The sequence below is a fragment of the Rhodothermus bifroesti genome, from assembly GCF_017908595.1.
In the GTDB taxonomy this organism is placed as follows: Bacteria; Bacteroidota; Rhodothermia; order Rhodothermales; family Rhodothermaceae; genus Rhodothermus; species Rhodothermus bifroesti.
The window spans coordinates 305,989-321,756 of record NZ_JAGKTL010000002.1; the positions used below are offsets into that span (position 1 = coordinate 305,989).

Annotated in this window: 11 protein-coding genes; all 11 read left to right on the forward strand. The window is 55.8% G+C overall.

The window, feature by feature from the left end:
- Positions 1 to 2 precede the first annotated feature (2 nt).
- The 11 genes from J8E65_RS05085 (at position 3) to J8E65_RS05130 (ending at position 15,766) form a co-directional block, all read left to right on the forward strand.
- Positions 3 to 1,136: a glycosyltransferase gene (locus J8E65_RS05085; RefSeq protein ID WP_237181676.1), complete on the forward strand. Its 1,134-nt coding sequence runs from the start codon at positions 3 to 5 to the stop codon at positions 1,134 to 1,136.
- Positions 1,136 to 2,404, forward strand: coding sequence for a glycosyltransferase family 4 protein (locus J8E65_RS05090; RefSeq protein WP_210374327.1), 1,269 nt, complete (start codon positions 1,136 to 1,138; stop codon positions 2,402 to 2,404). Before J8E65_RS05085 ends, J8E65_RS05090 begins: the two co-directional genes overlap by 1 nt.
- The gene (locus J8E65_RS05095; RefSeq protein ID WP_210374329.1) at positions 2,401 to 3,312 is read left to right on the forward strand and encodes a sulfotransferase family protein; all 912 of its coding nucleotides are present in this window, start codon (positions 2,401 to 2,403) and stop codon (positions 3,310 to 3,312) included. The genes J8E65_RS05090 and J8E65_RS05095 overlap by 4 nt, the downstream gene beginning before the upstream one ends.
- Before the next feature lie 3 nt (positions 3,313 to 3,315).
- Complete coding sequence (locus J8E65_RS05100) at positions 3,316 to 4,443, forward strand: glycosyltransferase family 4 protein (protein WP_210374331.1); 1,128 nt, start codon at positions 3,316 to 3,318, stop codon at positions 4,441 to 4,443.
- 207 nt (positions 4,444 to 4,650) lie between these two features.
- Complete coding sequence (locus J8E65_RS05105; RefSeq protein ID WP_210374333.1) at positions 4,651 to 5,865, forward strand: hypothetical protein; 1,215 nt, start codon at positions 4,651 to 4,653, stop codon at positions 5,863 to 5,865.
- Between the two features lie 6 nt (positions 5,866 to 5,871).
- Positions 5,872 to 6,774 carry an outer membrane protein assembly factor BamD gene (locus J8E65_RS05110; protein ID WP_210374334.1) on the forward strand — a complete coding sequence of 301 codons (903 nt, stop codon included), beginning with the start codon at positions 5,872 to 5,874 and terminating at the stop codon, positions 6,772 to 6,774.
- A gap of 6 nt (positions 6,775 to 6,780) precedes the next feature.
- Positions 6,781 to 7,926: a glycosyltransferase family 4 protein gene (locus J8E65_RS05115; protein ID WP_210374336.1), complete on the forward strand. Its 1,146-nt coding sequence runs from the start codon at positions 6,781 to 6,783 to the stop codon at positions 7,924 to 7,926.
- A 398-nt stretch (positions 7,927 to 8,324) separates the two neighbouring features.
- Positions 8,325 to 11,840, forward strand: coding sequence for a T9SS type A sorting domain-containing protein (locus J8E65_RS05120; protein ID WP_237181677.1), 3,516 nt, complete (start codon positions 8,325 to 8,327; stop codon positions 11,838 to 11,840).
- Between the two features lie 2 nt (positions 11,841 to 11,842).
- Positions 11,843 to 13,768, forward strand: a complete 1,926-nt coding sequence (locus tag J8E65_RS05125; protein ID WP_237181678.1) for a hypothetical protein — start codon at positions 11,843 to 11,845, stop codon at positions 13,766 to 13,768.
- Positions 13,683 to 14,531, forward strand: coding sequence for a T9SS type A sorting domain-containing protein (locus tag J8E65_RS12475; RefSeq protein ID WP_341481743.1), 849 nt, complete (start codon positions 13,683 to 13,685; stop codon positions 14,529 to 14,531). Before J8E65_RS05125 ends, J8E65_RS12475 begins: the two co-directional genes overlap by 86 nt.
- A 137-nt stretch (positions 14,532 to 14,668) precedes the next feature.
- Positions 14,669 to 15,766: a glycosyltransferase family 2 protein gene (locus J8E65_RS05130; protein WP_210374338.1), complete on the forward strand. Its 1,098-nt coding sequence runs from the start codon at positions 14,669 to 14,671 to the stop codon at positions 15,764 to 15,766.
- Positions 15,767 to 15,768: the final 2 nt, after the last annotated feature.

Here is a 15,768-nt window from a genome sequence, read left to right on the forward strand (position 1 = left end):
CCATGGCGCGTCCAAAGATGCTCTGCATCAGCACGGCTGGACCAGTAGGCCAGGACTTTCAGCGCATCCAACGCCTAACGGAGGGGTTGCCTGTGGATTGCACTCTGTGGGGACTAGAGCGCAACCGGTCGCGCCAGAAAAACCTTTGGGCGGTTTGGGAACGGCTGCGCCAAGAGCGCCCAGATCTCGTCTACCTAGAAGGAACCGGCATTGCGGCAGGACTGCCCCTCATCTGGGCTGCACGGGCTTGGGGCCAGCGCTATGTGGTCTCGTCTGGCGATCCCATAGGTGGCTTTTTTTATGTTACAGAGGGACCGCTCTATGGGGCAGCCTTTAGCATATATGAGCGCCTGCTGTATCGCTACTGTTCCGGATTTATTGGATGGACACCCTATCTGACTGGTGTGGCCCTCAAACTGGGAGCGCCGCGCGCTATTACAATCGAGGGCGGCGTTGACTTAGAGACGTTTAGGCCCTACCCGGAATCCCATCGTCAGTTCCTACGTCAACGCTATGGTATTCCTGCGGACCATCTCGTGTGTGGCGTAGTCGGTAGCTTAAAATGGGTGGCGCGTCAGCGCTATTGTTACGGATTAGAGCTGGTAGAAATGCTCCGCTACCTTCGTCGGGTAGATGTTACGGTACTGATTGTTGGTGATGGTGATGGATTGCCCTATCTGAAAGCACGCCTACCAGAAGCACTGCAGCGCCGCGTGGTGTTCACCGGACGCGTTGCAGCAGCAGAGGTGGTGGATTTGCTCAACGTCATGGATATCGGCTTTATTACACAGACGCTCGATGCCTTAGGACGCTACCGGCTTACCACCAAGTTGCCCGAGTATTTGGCGACGGGATTACCCGTGGCGATGAGTCCTATTCCAGGCTTTTATGACTACGTCTATCCGGCTGGATGGGCATTGCCTGAAGGACACCCGGCCGATCGGGCATTTCACCAGAAAGTAGCCGCTTGGCTTGATACTTTAAGCTGGGAAGAAGTGCAGGCGCGGGCTGCGTTGGCACGTGCACAGGCACAACGTTTCAGCTACGATGTGTTGCGCCCACGCTTTGCAGCCTTTATCCAAGCTTTGCTAGGGCTTGAAAAGACGGTGTTTGCAGAATCTAAAGTGAATGGCTGATGCGGATTGCCTGTTATGGTCTGGTCGAAGAGCACGCCGGCAGCGTAGCTTCTGCAGATTTTTTGATTCTAGAGGAATTGCTGCGGCGTGGGCATCAGGTAGACCTGTTTGCTAAAGCAGACTTTGTGCGGCAACCCGAAGGGTTAACCCGCTGGCCTCAGTTTCGTTACGAAGGGATTTTGCTGGATAACCTCCAAGAGTTTCGCCAGAGGTGGGCTTGGGCTCTTAAATGGCTTCCTAGGCAAGTGGTGGAAGATTGGATATACCGGAAACATCTAACAGCCATTGCCCATCGGCTAAGGACGCAGCATCAACGTCATCCTTACGACGTGCTGCTGTTTTTAGGAGTTGGTGCGCAGTTTGCCATCGATGGTTTGCCTGTAGTTGCTTGGCTTCAGGGTCCGCCCCAAACCGAATGGCAGGCCCTGCATCGCTTGCGTCGCCAGCTTGTGGCGCTGTGCGGCTGGTCGCTTTACCTAAAACTCTGGGCTTTTTATCAGTATAAACAGCGTGCAGCTCGGCGTGAGCTGTCGCGCTGCCAAGCGGTCATCTGCGGCAGTGAGTGGAGCCGAAACCACTTGGTTGCTTTCGGTGTGCCGGCTGAACGCGCGTTTGCGCTACCGTATCCGTTTGACCTTCAGCTTTTCCGTCCCAATCCCGAAGTACCGCCCCGTCGTCCTGGTCGGAGGACTTTGCTCTGGTTAGGGCGCATCGATCCGCGCAAGCGGTTGGACCTTATGCTGGAAGCTTTTGCGCTTTTGCTGCGCGAGCGGCGTGACGTGCACCTGGAGATCATTGGAAGGTTTACGTATGCCCCCCAGTACCAGCGCCTTATCGAGCAATTTCCTTATCCCGAGCACTTGACGTATTGTGGCCACATCGCTCGGACTGCGGTTCCAGCGCTTTTGCAAGCAGTGGACGTTGTGGTTCAGCCCAGCGAAGATGAAAACTTCGGCTCAGCGGTCGCTGAAGCGCTTTGCTGTGGTAAGCCTGTTGTCGTGGGACCAACGAATGGCACAGGCGAATACTGCGGTTCAGCTGCTTTTCGGTTTGCGGAGTATACCCCCGAGGCCTTACGGGATGCCCTGCGGGCAGCGTTGCAAGCTGTGGAGGCTGACCCAGTAGGTTGGGCAACACGTGCGCGTCAGACTGCAGAAGCACGGTTCGACGTGCGACGCGTCGTAGATGACCTGGAGGAGATCTTGGCGCGGCAGGTCCGAGAACGCAGCCAGCGCCCCCGAGCAGTTGCTACAGGCTCACGCTTATGAACCGATTACCTGATTTTTTGATTATCGGTGCGCAAAAAAGCGCCACAACTTGGCTGGCTCATGTGCTGCGGCAGCACCCGCGTATTTTTATGCCTGAGCATGAGCCGCATTTTTTTAATTATCCTCAGCCTATTAAACGTTACCTTCAAGCCTTTAGCCAAGCCCACCCTGATCAGCTTATCGGCGAGAAGACGCCCGATTATTTGCATTTGAGCCGTCGCCAAATTGCCGAAGTGCGCAAACTGCTTCCGCATGCACGACTGATTGTTATACTGCGTAACCCTATAGCCCGGGCCTGGAGTCAGGCCCGGATGGAACTTTCTGTGGTGAATAAGCGCCAGCTTAGCCAACGGGATCTATTAGGACTAGCGCTGCACGTCTACTTTGCGCGTAATCGGTTGCGAACCAAGTATGCTCAAGCGCTGCGCCGTTGGCTTAAGTTTTTTCCTAAAGAGCAGCTGCTCGTACTCTTTTACGAAGACCTTCGTAAAGATCCTGTTGACATCTTGCAGCGCGTCTTTGCTTTTCTCAACATATCCCCCTTGCCGCGACCACAACTTGAGTCGTTGGTAGCGCAACGGGTCTGGGCTTCTCCTGAACATACACTTCCCAAAACCCTGCGCTATGCGCTGACCAAGCAATATATTTCTCAAACACTGCTCCTAGAACGTATGGGGTGGAGGGTGCCATCGGAGTGGCCTCGGCCAGAGGAGCTGCAAACGTTGCGGACAGGAAAACCTTGGCTTCCCCTAGCTGCAAGTATGCTCACTGGATGCATGACCTTACTTACTTTACCTGAGCGGTCGCTGGTTTATATAGGGCGCTGTTTTCCTAGCCTGCGGCTTTACCGGTTCTATGACCACTTGCAACACTGGAGGTTTTTGCGTCTCGGCTTTTCACGTAAATAGCGCATGCACACCTTGCAGTTAGGATCAGGCTGGTTTCAGGAAACCCCAGGTGGGCTGGAGCGCGTCTACGAGGCGCTGTTCCGGTATTTGCCGCATTGTGGTGTGTCTTGCTACGGCATTGTCTTAGCGCGTACAGTACCCTCTAGCCATCATCGCCTAGTAGTAGCCGGAGCGCCCATAGATCCACTTTGGCAGCGTTGGAGAGGAATGCGTCGGGTCGTTCGGGAGCTTCGGCAACAAACCTCGTTTGACCTGGTTGCGGCACATTTTGCGCTTTACGCATTTCCAGTGCTGGATCTGATACGCGACCTGCCACTGGTCGTTCATTTTCACGGACCCTGGGCTTGGGAGGGGCGTGAGGAAGCACGCCCAGGCATGCAAATGAGGATTAAAGCTTGGCTGGAGCGGCAAGTATACCGGCGTGCCGCGCGCTATGTTGTGCTTTCGGAAGCGTTCGGACACGAACTGGTGGAACGCTATCGGGTAGATCCGGCGTGCGTTCGGGTTGTGCCAGGTGGGGTGGAGGCTGAGCGCTTTGCTTTGGACGTTACACGCCAAGAGGCGCGAGAGCGGTTGGGTTGGCCGCTTAACCGGCCTATTGTGCTTAGCGTGCGGCGACTGGTGCGCCGGATGGGGCTGAAACAACTGATCGAAGCTATGGTGCTGGTGCGGCAACAGGTACCCGAGGCACTCTTACTGATTGCTGGGCGTGGACCCTTGGCTGAAGGGTTACAAGCCCAAATTGAAGCACAGCAGCTACGTCAGCATGTACGCCTACTAGGATTCCTTTCTGAAGAGCTGCTGCCTTGGGCCTATCGTGCAGCTGATTTGACGATAGTGCCTACCGTAGCGTTGGAAGGTTTTGGGCTCATCACTTTGGAATCACTTGCAGCAGGTACCCCAGTACTTGTGACACCGGTAGGCGGTTTGCCCGAAGCGGTTCGGGGGCTATCGGCATCGTTGGTGTTGGAGGCAGCCACAAAAGAAGCCTTGGCAGCTGGGCTGATCGAGGCGCTAACTGGTCAACGGTCGCTTCCCGCCCCCGAGGCCTGCCAAGCCTACGTCCGCGCGCACTTCGACTGGCCGGTCATCGCTCGTAAAGTAAAAGCTGTCTATGCCGAAGTGCTCTAGCCATGCCTAAGTGCATTCTACGGCCGTGCATTGTTAGCGCGTCTTCCCAAAGAATGCAACGTGAAAAAGCTTCAGCCTAAGGCGCTAGCTAAAGGCCATCCCAGGTGCTTATGGGTGCACAAAAAAATAGTGTGGTTGGTATTAATTTTGATTAGTTTTTGGACGAAACTAGAGGCATCCTCCTGGTCAATGGCTCAAGCAAAGCTTATGCGTATACTGTTACTGGTTGCGGCATGCTTAGTGGGTGGGGTGCGAGCAATTTATGCGCAATTCACTGAAACGATTTCACGCCTTTATCGACCTGAAATCGCTGCGTTGGCAATGGGCGAGGCGGTAGCCGCTGTGCCGCTGCCGCAAACTGCTTTTTTTTATAATCCTGCGCATTTGATTCATGTCACTGGATTGAAGCCTTCCATTGTGCTGATCGGTGTGCAAGGAGCGTTGAGCACCAACGTGTTTGATCAGGTAGCGTTTGTGCAGGACGAATTGCGTCCGGCCATTGATGAAGGTTTAGAAAACCTCACGCCTGAAGAGCGTCGTCGACTTTACGAAGAAACTTTGGAGAAAGGGCGGACGCGCACGACAGCAGCACTTTCCTTGCAGCTGCCTACGGTGAGCGGGCGTATTGGTCCAGTTGCAGCAGGAGGGGGTGTTTTCCTCTCTTCGGCCGGTCGCTATCGTACGGTGGAGAGCAGCTCGGGTGTGGGCATTCCACGAGTTGAGGCAGATGGTCGCCTAGATGTACTGGCCGTCGGCACGGCTTCGGTGCAAGTCCAGCCTGGGTGGAGCCTAGGGCTTAGCCTGAAATACCTGCGTCGTTACCTCACCCATAAACACAAGTCGGTTGAGGCTTTTGCCCCTAGCGAAGCGCTGCTCTTGTTACGTGGGCAGGCGATAGGCGCTGATGTGGGTGTGCTTTACGAGCCGCCTTTGCCTGGGCCAGGACAGTTGCGTTTAGGATTGGTCTTGTACAATCTCGTCTACACGCCGCTGCGGTATCGCTATAGTCGCACCTTGTCAGGGAACGATGGCGCATCACAGTCGGCCTTGCTGGCTGAAGAAATCGTGCAGGCCAATCAGTACTTTGGCATGCGACCGGGCTATCGTATTGGGGTGGCGTATACCTGGCGTTGGCAAACGCCAGGCGGATGGTTGCAAGCCCCAACCGTCTCGTTGGACTACATCCACCAGCGAGATATGCGTGGGGGCGTGCTAACGCGGCTTTCGTTGGGGACACGGATTGCCGTAGGACCGGTGCTCAGCGTAGCTGCTGGCTTACACCAAGGGTACACCACTGCAGGCTTGGGCTTGCGTTTAGGCGGTTTCCGCTTAGCGTATGCTTTGTTTGGTTTTGAAGAAGGACGGTTGCCTGGCCAGCTTCCTAGCTGGCAACACACGGCTTCGTTGACGATTAGCCTTTGAGGAATTATGCGTACGCGAACAGCTTATCTATGGGCAGTGGTTGTGATCACTAGCGCACTGCTCACCCGATGCAATGTATTTGAGGGCATGAGTGAGGCTGGCCAAAGCAATGATCCGGAAACGCTGCTTGAGGATGCGTTGCTTGCTTTGCAGAAAGGGCGAACCGAGGATGCGATTCAGTACTTAGAAAAGGCGCTTCAGCATGCCCCTGCGGGACAGCCTGTACGCCTTCGGGTACAGGTGGCACTCAGTAATGCGCTGCTTCAAAAGGCACAGATCAATATTTTGACCTTAGAGCGCCTGGCTACCGACTTTAATGGCCGGGTTGAAGGTGTAGGTAAACGCGGCGCTCGCGTGCAAGAGGTTTGCAGTTTCCCACCAGAGCATATCGTGCAGCAGGAACTGACGCTTAACGATTTAGACGGTTATGTGGAATTAGAAACGTGGCAAGCGGTGCTTTCCCGGGTGAGGGAAATCACCAATGAGGTGCTGGCTACGACAACCCTGCCGTTCGACGTGCAAGCACGCATTGCTGCGTTGCAAGCGCAAGGACTGTCGAACGAAGAAATTGCAGCGGCGCTTTTGAATGCTTCTGTTGCTAGCGTGGGTCTGAGCTTTATTGAGCTGGTGACGATAGGCACAAGCCAACAAGTGCGTTGGTACAGCGTGCGCCGTCCAAGTGGTAGAGCCTATCTGGGGTACTGTGCGTCCAATGAAGCAGTGGTTGAAGCCGTACGGCAACTGCTGGCATGCTCCGTGGATGCCGTAGGCTTTTCGGCTACATTGCTGCAAGCCCGTGTGGCCTTATTAAATAACAGTACTCTTGCGCGTCAGCTGGCCGAACGGGTACAAGAGGCCCACGAAGCGCTTGAGGAAAACTTGGGGGGTAGCTGCGCGTCGGTCGACTGAGCCCCAATGCGCATTCTTTTTTTAGACCATACGGCAGCGCTTGGAGGGGCTGAGCTATACCTGCTTGATTTGGCGCCTGCTTTTGCACCACCGGGCGAGGTGGTCTTGTTCGAAGAAGGTCTCTTTACCGCAAAGCTGCGCGCAGCGAGCATTCCCGTAGCGGTTATTGCCGCCCCCAGGGCTTTGCATCGCGTAGCGCGAGAATCGGGGCTTGCGGCCTCGTTGGGTGCTGCTCCAAGCTTAGTGGGTTTGGCCTGGCGCGTAGCGCAAAAGGCTAGGGCATTTGATGTGATCTATGCTAACTCCCAGAAAGCCTTAGTGGTAGGCAGTTTGGCTGCTTTGCTGGCCCGTCGACCGCTGGTGTGGAACTTGCACGACCTGCTGACGACCGAGCATTTTAGCCAGCTGAATATTCGCATAGCAGTAACGTTGGCAAACCGGTTTGTGCGGCTAGTGATTGCCAATTCGGAGGCTACCAAAGAGGCTTTTCTTCGGGCTGGGGGACGTAGGCCGGTTGTGGTGGTGCATAATGGGATCGATGTAAGTCGCTTTACAACTGTAGATCCGGAACGTCTGCGGGCACTGCGCCGGGAGCTGCGTTTAGGAGAAGGGCCCGTGGTAGGGCTTTTTAGTCGGCTAGCCCCTTGGAAAGGGCAGCATGTGTTGCTGGAAGCGATGGCCCTGTTGCCAGGTGTAGAGGCGGTGCTGGTAGGGGAAGCCTTGTTTCAAGAGGAGCAGCGCTATGCACAGCAACTTCGCGAGCGTGCAGCGCAGCCGGATTTAAGGGGACGGGTGCACTTTTTAGGTTTTCGGGAGGATGTGCCCGTGTTGATGCAGGTGGTAGATGTGGTGGTGCACACCTCAGTTGCCCCAGAGCCGTTTGGTCGGGTGATTGTGGAAGGGATGTTGGCTCGTAGACCCGTTATTGCAACGAAAGCAGGAGGTGCTCTAGAGATTGTGCGTCCAGGAAAAACGGGATTGCTGGTTCCACCTGGCGATGCGCAAGCGTTGGCTCGAGCTATTCAGTATCTGCTGATGCATCCCAATGAAGCCTATCAGCTAGCCCAGGCCGCCTATGAAGATGCGTGCATGCGATTTTCACTTGAGGCTATGCAAGCGGCTGTTGGGCAAGCGGTGTCATCTTGTCTTTAAACAAGAAGGGTCAAGTAGAACTTTTCCCTCTGAAAGGTTTGGGTTAGGATTGAGCTACTTTCCCCGAGCGGGCTGTATGCTGAAGACACATCGATTTTATTTTTTAAGGAACTACCCGGGCTGCATTTCCCTTGATTGGGCTAAGGAGGGTTAGCGCGGAGCGTAGCTCATCCGGTTTCTCTGCCTAAAAAGCGATTGTCCAAAGAGGTGACCTGCGCAGGTCTACGTATAGCCCGTTTCAGAACGAAACCCTTAGGTAATTTGGTGCCCAGGTTCCCCTCGTAAATCGCGCCAAAATCGCCTTTCTCCTAGGCGGCATTGGATTGGTCCCCGCTCTTTTCGGTCGGTGCCAAGCCTGCAGGACCGGCTATTCCATCCAATTAGCCTTCCAGGAAGATATGATGCCGAGGAAGTTGCGTTACGTCTGGGGACTATTGCTGGGAGGAATGGGGGTGGTGTTCGCCTTGGGCATAAGCCATTTTTCCCAGGCAGACGAAGAGGCTGTAGTGACGCTCCCAATTGAGGTCGTTGGTCCCGATGGGTTTACTGTCGACGTTGAGCTTTACGTTTCCGATACCACTGGCGTTGATTCCATGTATCTCAAGGCCCATATGTTGGGCTATCTGTACACGCCGGCTTTAGAAGACACGGGAGGCTACGACAAGAAGGCCAGCTTTCGGATTAATGGCGGACCTTGGATTCCCATTGACAATGCGCATTTCAAAGCATTCTGGCCTGAGTCGCAGATGTTTACCCCGCCGCTGACGGGTCCGATTGGCGGTCCTTACCGAACCCTTCGGGGCATGATTTCCATCCGGGGCACAGGTCGGCTGCGGCTTGGACGCAATACGATCACCTTTCGGTTTAACCGTACGGAAGGGCGCTCCTCTGGATATCGCATTTTAGCGTTAGACCTGCGTCGGGGTGGGCGCCGGGGGGTGAGTGTGTTGCAGGGGACGCGCTTTGTATGGGATGACCCGGCTTCATGGCGGCCTCCTGCAGGCTACGACAACCCCTCAGCTATTGAAGAGGGACGCCGGCTTTGGCAGGCGCGGGGCATTCTCAAGGGACTGGCTGGGGAGCGCATCGTTGCTGCTTGTGCCGACTGCCACACCTTTGATGGACGTGACTTAAAATACTTCAACTTCTCCAATCCGGTCATTATTCAAAAGGCAAAGCTGCGGGGGCTTTCCGAAGACGAGGGTAAAAAGATTGCGGCTTACATTCGCTCGGTGGACTTGGAGCTGCCCCCAGGCGAAACGGTAGCTAGCTGCGGTGGTCGTCCCTGGGACCCGCCTTACCAGCCTGGACCCGGGCTTTCGAAGCGTCCTGTTGAATGCTGGGCTGCGGGTGCTGGCATCGCGTGGGTACTCGAGAAGGAGCGCGACCAGCTTGCCTTTCTTGCACCGGATGCTGCTAGCCGAGCGAAGCTCGAGGCGTTGAGGGGTGTTCCGCCTTCGCCAGAAGCGCTTGGGCCAGTTCATGCCGACTTGTCGGTCGAAAACCTGGTGCGGCGGTTTGACCTGAAAACATCGCTGCCGCTTACGGACATTCCTGTCTCCTACCCAATGCCTGACATCTTTGAGTGGTGGCCCTCAGTATATCCTGGCGACTACTTTGGCGATGCGGTATTTCACAGCTCTGGCGTCTACAAAGCCTATGAAGCAGCACGCGCCGAGCTTCCGGCAAGACGGGATGCGCTCATCGAAGAAGCCCGGCGTTATGACACCGCTGGCCCATTTTTGCGAGGCTTGCCTGTATTCTTCCAGTTTTTTGCACCTACGAAGGCCATGCCTGCCGATTTACCTACGCCGCCGTCTTGGTCAGACGATTCTGGTGAAGGCGAGCTAGCACGGCTGGCTTTCCGGCAGTGGACCCTAATAAAGCTCTGGGAGCTGGTGCACCGCTATAAGCTTGAGGACGTCACGCTGGCCATATATGGCGAAGCAGCGGCCTCTCGGGGCATTGACCTTTCCGGATGGAAATGGAACTGGCCGGTGCGGGGCATGTGGGTTTATGATTTAGCCACGCACAAGCAAGGCAGCCCGTATCCAGACATCGGGCCCTATCCCACCAAAGCTGACGACCAGTACTTCTCGATGGCCTGGTATCAGCTTGCCCAGATCCTGAACAATGGCACGCGGGCGGTTGGCGGTACAACGAACGTTGACTGGAATTACGTCTTTGCGCATATCGACAACGTTACCGGCTACTACGGCCGGGGGCATGCGGCCGAGTACCTAAAGAGCCTGGTGGCGATGATGCAAACGCGTACGTCGTGGTACCTCGAGCGGGGTGCGCCAGCGTGGATGACCGCGGGCTTTGGCGCCCAGAACCGCCCAGGGTTCCAGAACCTCAAAGAGCACATGCCCCTCAACTGGTTTTATCTGGGGCATGGCTGGCGGGCTAAGGAGCTTACCGCCGAAGAAATGCGCAACATTACCGAGGCCCTGTTGCTGGTATGGATTGAAGAGGCTGAACGGTATGATCCGGTGTTGCATGGGGCCTGGATTCGGCAAGCGAAAGAGAACACGCAGCATAAGCTGCTTTTGCCGGTAGATACGACCTATGACGTGCGCCATGTGCGCTGCGATCGGCAGGTGCCCCTGGATCCGAACTGGTGGAAGGATGAGGCAATGCTGCAGTTTTTGTATCAAGCACAGTGCTACGGCGTGCGTCCGCAAGTGCTCGATCGCGTGGCGCGCTACATGGAGCAGCTAAGTCCAGGTGGTAATTGGGAACGGTTTTTTGTCGAGCAATCTGGTAGCAATACCACGCAGCAGACCCTTGTCCTGCGTGCCGGATGGAACCTGGTGTCGCTTCGGGTACGTGCAGCCGAGGCCGAGCTAGAGGTGCTTTTAGCACCGATCCGGGATCGGCTAATTCTGGTTAAGGATAAATACGGTCGCGTCTACAGCCCAGAGCTTGGAATCAATCAAATCGGCCATTGGGATTGGCAGCAAGCGTACATGGTGCTGATGTCGGGGGCTGCTTCACTGACCGTTTCCGGGGCCGCAGTGGACGCCAGCACGCCCATTGCGCTTGAAGCAGGCTGGAATCTGATTCCCTACTGGCCAGAACAGGCGCTACCGGTGCAAGAAGCTCTGGGCTCGCTAGGGAGCGCTCTAGTTCTGGTGAAAGATGTCGAAGGGCGCTTGTATTTCCCAGCATATGGTGTGCAGGACCTATCGGTGCTAGAGCCAGGCCAAGGGTACAAGGTATATGTGCAGCAAGCCGCTACGCTCGAGTATCCGCACACCAGCAGTGCCAAGCGTGAGCAGCCGGCGCGGTACGCAGCCAGCGGGAAGGGTGGGCTACTCAGCAGCGTGCTTGTGGTTGAGCACCTTCCGGAGGGAAGCCGCATTGCAGTTCGCACGGCCGATGGCAAGACAGTAGGGGAAACGACTGCCCAAAAAGGGCGGGCTGTAGTGGTGATTTGGGGTGATGAGCCGCTAACCGCTGTGAAAGAAGGGGCGCAAAGCGGCGAAGCCCTTGAACTTTGGTGGCATGATGCCGAAGGTATGCATCGATTGGAAGTGCAGTCCGTAGTTGATCTCCTTCAGGGAAAAACAGCGCCTGCAGCGCTTACGTTTGTGCCCGATCAGGTGTGGCGGGTGTCGGTTGCTGGTTTGCCTGGTTCCTTTAAGCTTGAAGGCCCTTACCCCAATCCCGCCGTGAACGCAGCACATTTTGCCTATCAGCTCCCAGAGGCAGCTGAGGTGCGCCTAGAGGTGTACGACATGCTTGGGCGTCGGGTCGCAACGTTGATCGAAACGTTCCAGCAAGCTGGCAGCCACCGGGTGAGCTTCAATGTGCAGACGCTAGCTTCTGGGACTTATTTCTATCACTTTGAGGCCTCTGCGAGCACGGAGTCTTCTTTTAGGGCAATGGGTCAACTCCTCGTTGTGCACTAACGATGATAAAAAGACTTGGGGGGACGAAAAAAGCGCTAGCGCTGGCGGGCTTACTCGGTCTGGGGATTGCGCTAACGGGCGCGCCCAAGTATTTGAAGGCCGATGAAGAGGCTGTGGTAATGCTGCCAATCGAGGTGATTGGTCCAGACGGCTTTACCGTCAGCGTCACTGTCTACGTGGCCGATACCACAGGGGTGGATTCGCTCTACCTAAAGGCCCACAACCTTGCTTACAAATACACGCCCGAGCTTGACGGCAGCGCAGACTACGACAAGAAAGCGAGCTTTCGCATTAATGGAGGCGCATGGGTTCCTATCGATAATCAGCATTTCAAAGCATTCTGGCCAGAGGCGCAAATGTATGCGCCGCCGCTTACCGGCCCCATAGGTGGACCGTATCAGACGCTACGGGGCATGCTTTCTATTCGAGAGACTGGCCGGCTGCGTCCGGGTTTCAATACCATAGAATTCCGCTTTAATGGCACTGAGGGCATCAGTTCAGGCTATCGGGTGCTTGGGCTAGACCTAAAACGCGGGGGGCGAAACGGCCCCAGCGCGCTTGAGGGTACACGGTTTGTCTGGGATGACCCAGCCACATGGGAAGCGCCCGAAGGCTACGATACCGAAACGGCGCGACTCGAAGGCCAGCAGCTTTGGACCTCGCGCCGCATCTTGCTAGCCAATCCCCGCAATCCCGTACCTATTGTGGCTGCTTGCGCCGACTGCCATGCGACCAGTGGCTTTGACCTCAAATACTTTAATTTTTCCAATCGGGCCATTGTTGTGCGGGCGCAGTTCCATGGACTTTCAGAGGAAGAGGGCAAAAAGATTGCTGCTTATATCCGGTCGGTTGATCTAAAGCTGCCTCCCGGGGAAACGGTGTCCAGCTGTGGCGGTAGGCCGTGGGATCCGCCCTATCAGCCTGGGCCTGGGCTTTCGAAGCGTCCTGTCGAATGTTGGGCTGCAGGTGCAGGGCAAAAGTGGGTGCTCGAGACCGATCGCCAGATGCTGCCTTTTCTAGCGCCAAGTCCGGCCTTTCAGGCCGTGCTCGAGGCGCTTAGAGGCGTCCCAGAACCCCATATGCTTCATCCTGAAGCTGATCTTGCTTGGGAGCATGTTTCCAAGTACTGGCGTCTTACCGAGACCCTGCCTGTAAGTGACATTCCGATCAGTTTTGAACTCCCAGACATTTTTGCCTGGTGGCCCCAGATCTATCCCGGCGACTTTTTCCCGGAAGCGGTCTGGCACAGCTCGCGCTATTACCAAAACTACCTTACTGTTAGACGCATGCTCGAAACGCGGGGTGCGGATGCCCTGATCGAAGAGCAACGCCGTGCAGCCGCCTCAACAGAGCTCGACCGGGGCGTAGCTAAACTTTTCCGTGAGTACAACTTCCGTCTCAATCCCAAACATAACGCACATGAAGACTTGAACCCCCCGCTGGAGTGGGGCGGGCAATATCCTACGCACCCCAAAGGGCGGATGATGCATATCGCTGTAGCCCGCTGGTTTCTTATGAAAATGTGGGAGCTCCAAATGGAGCATAAGTTGGAGGATCGTTATGCCGACGTCTATGGCGAAAACACGCGCGGAATTGATATGGCAAAAGCTGACCGGGCGTTGCTCTTGGATGGGCCTTGGCTGATGGACCAGACCATGCACCGCCTGTCGAAAAACGACGACGCTTTTGCTTCACCATTTCCAACACTGGCCCGGCATGGCTACGAAGACCTTGCCTGGTGGCACTTGGCTACCGTGCTCACGCCACGTTGGCGGGCCGATAATCCAAGTGGGGGGGGCGATCGATTGGTCTTACATCTACGAGCAAAGCCGGGATGCCCTTGTGCCTTACGGCCGGGATCACACCATTGGCCATCTTTACTATGTGATCATAGCCATGCAGGCCCATGCCTCTTTCTATGCTGGTGAAGGACAGCTACCAGGTTGGGGAACGCTTCGGCGCATCGGTATGCGTAACCTTAAGACCGCTACACCGCTGGCATGGTTTGGTGTACACTACATGCCCGTGAGCTTCCGGCGACTGGATCGGGATACCCTGCGCCTTATTACAGAAAACCTGCTTCGGGCTTGGCTCGAGGAAGCGGAGCGCTATGACCTCGCACACTGGCAAACGCTCTATGGACAGTCGACAGGCGGCTCAAAAGCCATCGAACCTCCTGAGGTCACCTTTGATGTTCCTCAGCCAAGGTGTACAGCAGATGGCCACCCCGCAGCAAACGTCGAAATCAACGATTGGAAGAATCGGGCTTTTATACAGTACCTCTATAATGCCCAGTGCCTTGAGGTTGACCCCAAGCTGCTTGACCGGGCAGCCCGTTTTTGGGAACAAATTTCGCCAGGGGGTAACTGGGAGCAGTTCTTTCTAGCGCTTTCGGATTCTACGCTAACGACCACAACGAACAACACGCCCTTAGATTTTCAAGCATACGATCCCTATCCCAACCCGAGCGCAGTGACGGTAACGTTTGTCTATACGCTACCGGAGCCTGCTGTGGTGCAGTTGGAGCTTTTTGACCTGACGGGGCGTCGGTTAAGCAGCGTAACGCTAGAGCAGTCTGCCGGAAAGCACCAGCACGTGATAGCTGTCGATCAGTGGGCTTCAGGGATGTATCTGTACCGGTTGCGGGCTGGACGCTTTGAACAGGTGGGACGGCTCCTGGTTGTACGCTGACGTCCTGGTATAGCGCCAAAGCCAGATACGCTGTCTGCGCTATTGGCGCATAAAGTGGGGGCCAGAACCAGTGTGCATTTGGGGAAGGCAAGGTGCTAATCTTGAGTTCATTCGGGGGGTGTGCTGATCTAATGCCTATGGCTACATTGGGTATCAATCCAGGACTACCGCTGATAAGCATTCTGATTCCTACCTACAATCGGGCAGTATACCTTCGGGCAGCGTTGGAAAGCGCGCTGTCCCAGACGTATCCTAACCTAGAAGTGGTCGTGCTCGATGATGCGAGCACCGATGCTACACCAGAGGTGGTTCAGGAATTTCAGCAGCGGGACAAGCGGCTGCTCTACGTGCGCAACCATGCCAATCGTGGTTTGGTGGCAAACTGGCGGCAGGGGATAGAAATTGCACGGGGCGATTTTTTCTGCTTTTTAGGAGATGATGATACCCTGGAGCCGGAGTTTGTTGAAGTATTGATGCGCCCCCTTCAGGAAGATGCTTCCTTGGTACTTGCTTTTTGTGACCATTGGGTCATGGATGCTCAAGGACAGCGCTTGCCTGATACGACCGACGTAAACACGCGTCGATGGCGACGGGCTGGGCTTGTAGAAGGACGGGTATCGGATTTCCTGCGTGTAGCGCTTATCGACCGCGCAATTTTTATCGGAGCGGTGCTGTTTCGGCGGTCAACCGTTGAACCCTCCTTTTTGGCTGATGAAGCCCGAGCCCTGGTCGATTTGTGGTTGCTTTATCGGTGCGCGCAGCGAGGGGGAGCTTACTACGTTCCACAGCGCTTGGCAAGCTGTCGCTGGCAACTTGGGGGAGTTAGCCGTAGCTGGAACTGGCGCGTTTACGGCTTTGAAGGGGAGATGTTTTGCTACGAGCACTTCTTACGGGATCCACAGCTGGCACCCTATCACCCTATCTTTGAATCCCGCATGGCGTACGCGCTGGTTACCTATGGTAACACGCTGCTTACGCTGGGAAAACACCAGGAAGCGCGGGCTCAGCTCCGGCGAGCGCTACGCTTACGGCCATTGCTGCGAGGTTGGATTGGCTTAGGACTGACGTTTCTGGGGCCAGTGGGTATAGCGCTTTCGCGTTGGGGGCGCACCGTGCGGGGATGCCTGCTGCGTAACCGATATATTCCCAACTATCCCGAAGAGCTCTGGAGGCATCCTAAACCCGCTACATCGATACCCTCCTCGGAAGCGCTGACGACACCAACCCTGTCCTGACC

Excerpts from the sequence above, each read along its gene's own strand:
- J8E65_RS05085 (WP_237181676.1), top strand. The coding sequence starts at position 3 with ATGGCGCGTCCAAAGATGCTCTGCATCAGCACGGCTGGACCAGTAGGC.
- J8E65_RS05090 (WP_210374327.1), top strand. The coding sequence starts at position 1,136 with ATGCGGATTGCCTGTTATGGTCTGGTCGAAGAGCACGCCGGCAGCGTA.
- J8E65_RS05095 (WP_210374329.1), top strand. The coding sequence starts at position 2,401 with ATGAACCGATTACCTGATTTTTTGATTATCGGTGCGCAAAAAAGCGCC.
- J8E65_RS05100 (WP_210374331.1), top strand. The coding sequence starts at position 3,316 with ATGCACACCTTGCAGTTAGGATCAGGCTGGTTTCAGGAAACCCCAGGT.
- J8E65_RS05105 (WP_210374333.1), top strand. The coding sequence starts at position 4,651 with ATGCGTATACTGTTACTGGTTGCGGCATGCTTAGTGGGTGGGGTGCGA.
- J8E65_RS05110 (WP_210374334.1), top strand. The coding sequence starts at position 5,872 with ATGCGTACGCGAACAGCTTATCTATGGGCAGTGGTTGTGATCACTAGC.
- J8E65_RS05115 (WP_210374336.1), top strand. The coding sequence starts at position 6,781 with ATGCGCATTCTTTTTTTAGACCATACGGCAGCGCTTGGAGGGGCTGAG.
- J8E65_RS05120 (WP_237181677.1), top strand. The coding sequence starts at position 8,325 with ATGATGCCGAGGAAGTTGCGTTACGTCTGGGGACTATTGCTGGGAGGA.
- J8E65_RS05125 (WP_237181678.1), top strand. The coding sequence starts at position 11,843 with ATGATAAAAAGACTTGGGGGGACGAAAAAAGCGCTAGCGCTGGCGGGC.
- J8E65_RS05130 (WP_210374338.1), top strand. The coding sequence starts at position 14,669 with ATGGCTACATTGGGTATCAATCCAGGACTACCGCTGATAAGCATTCTG.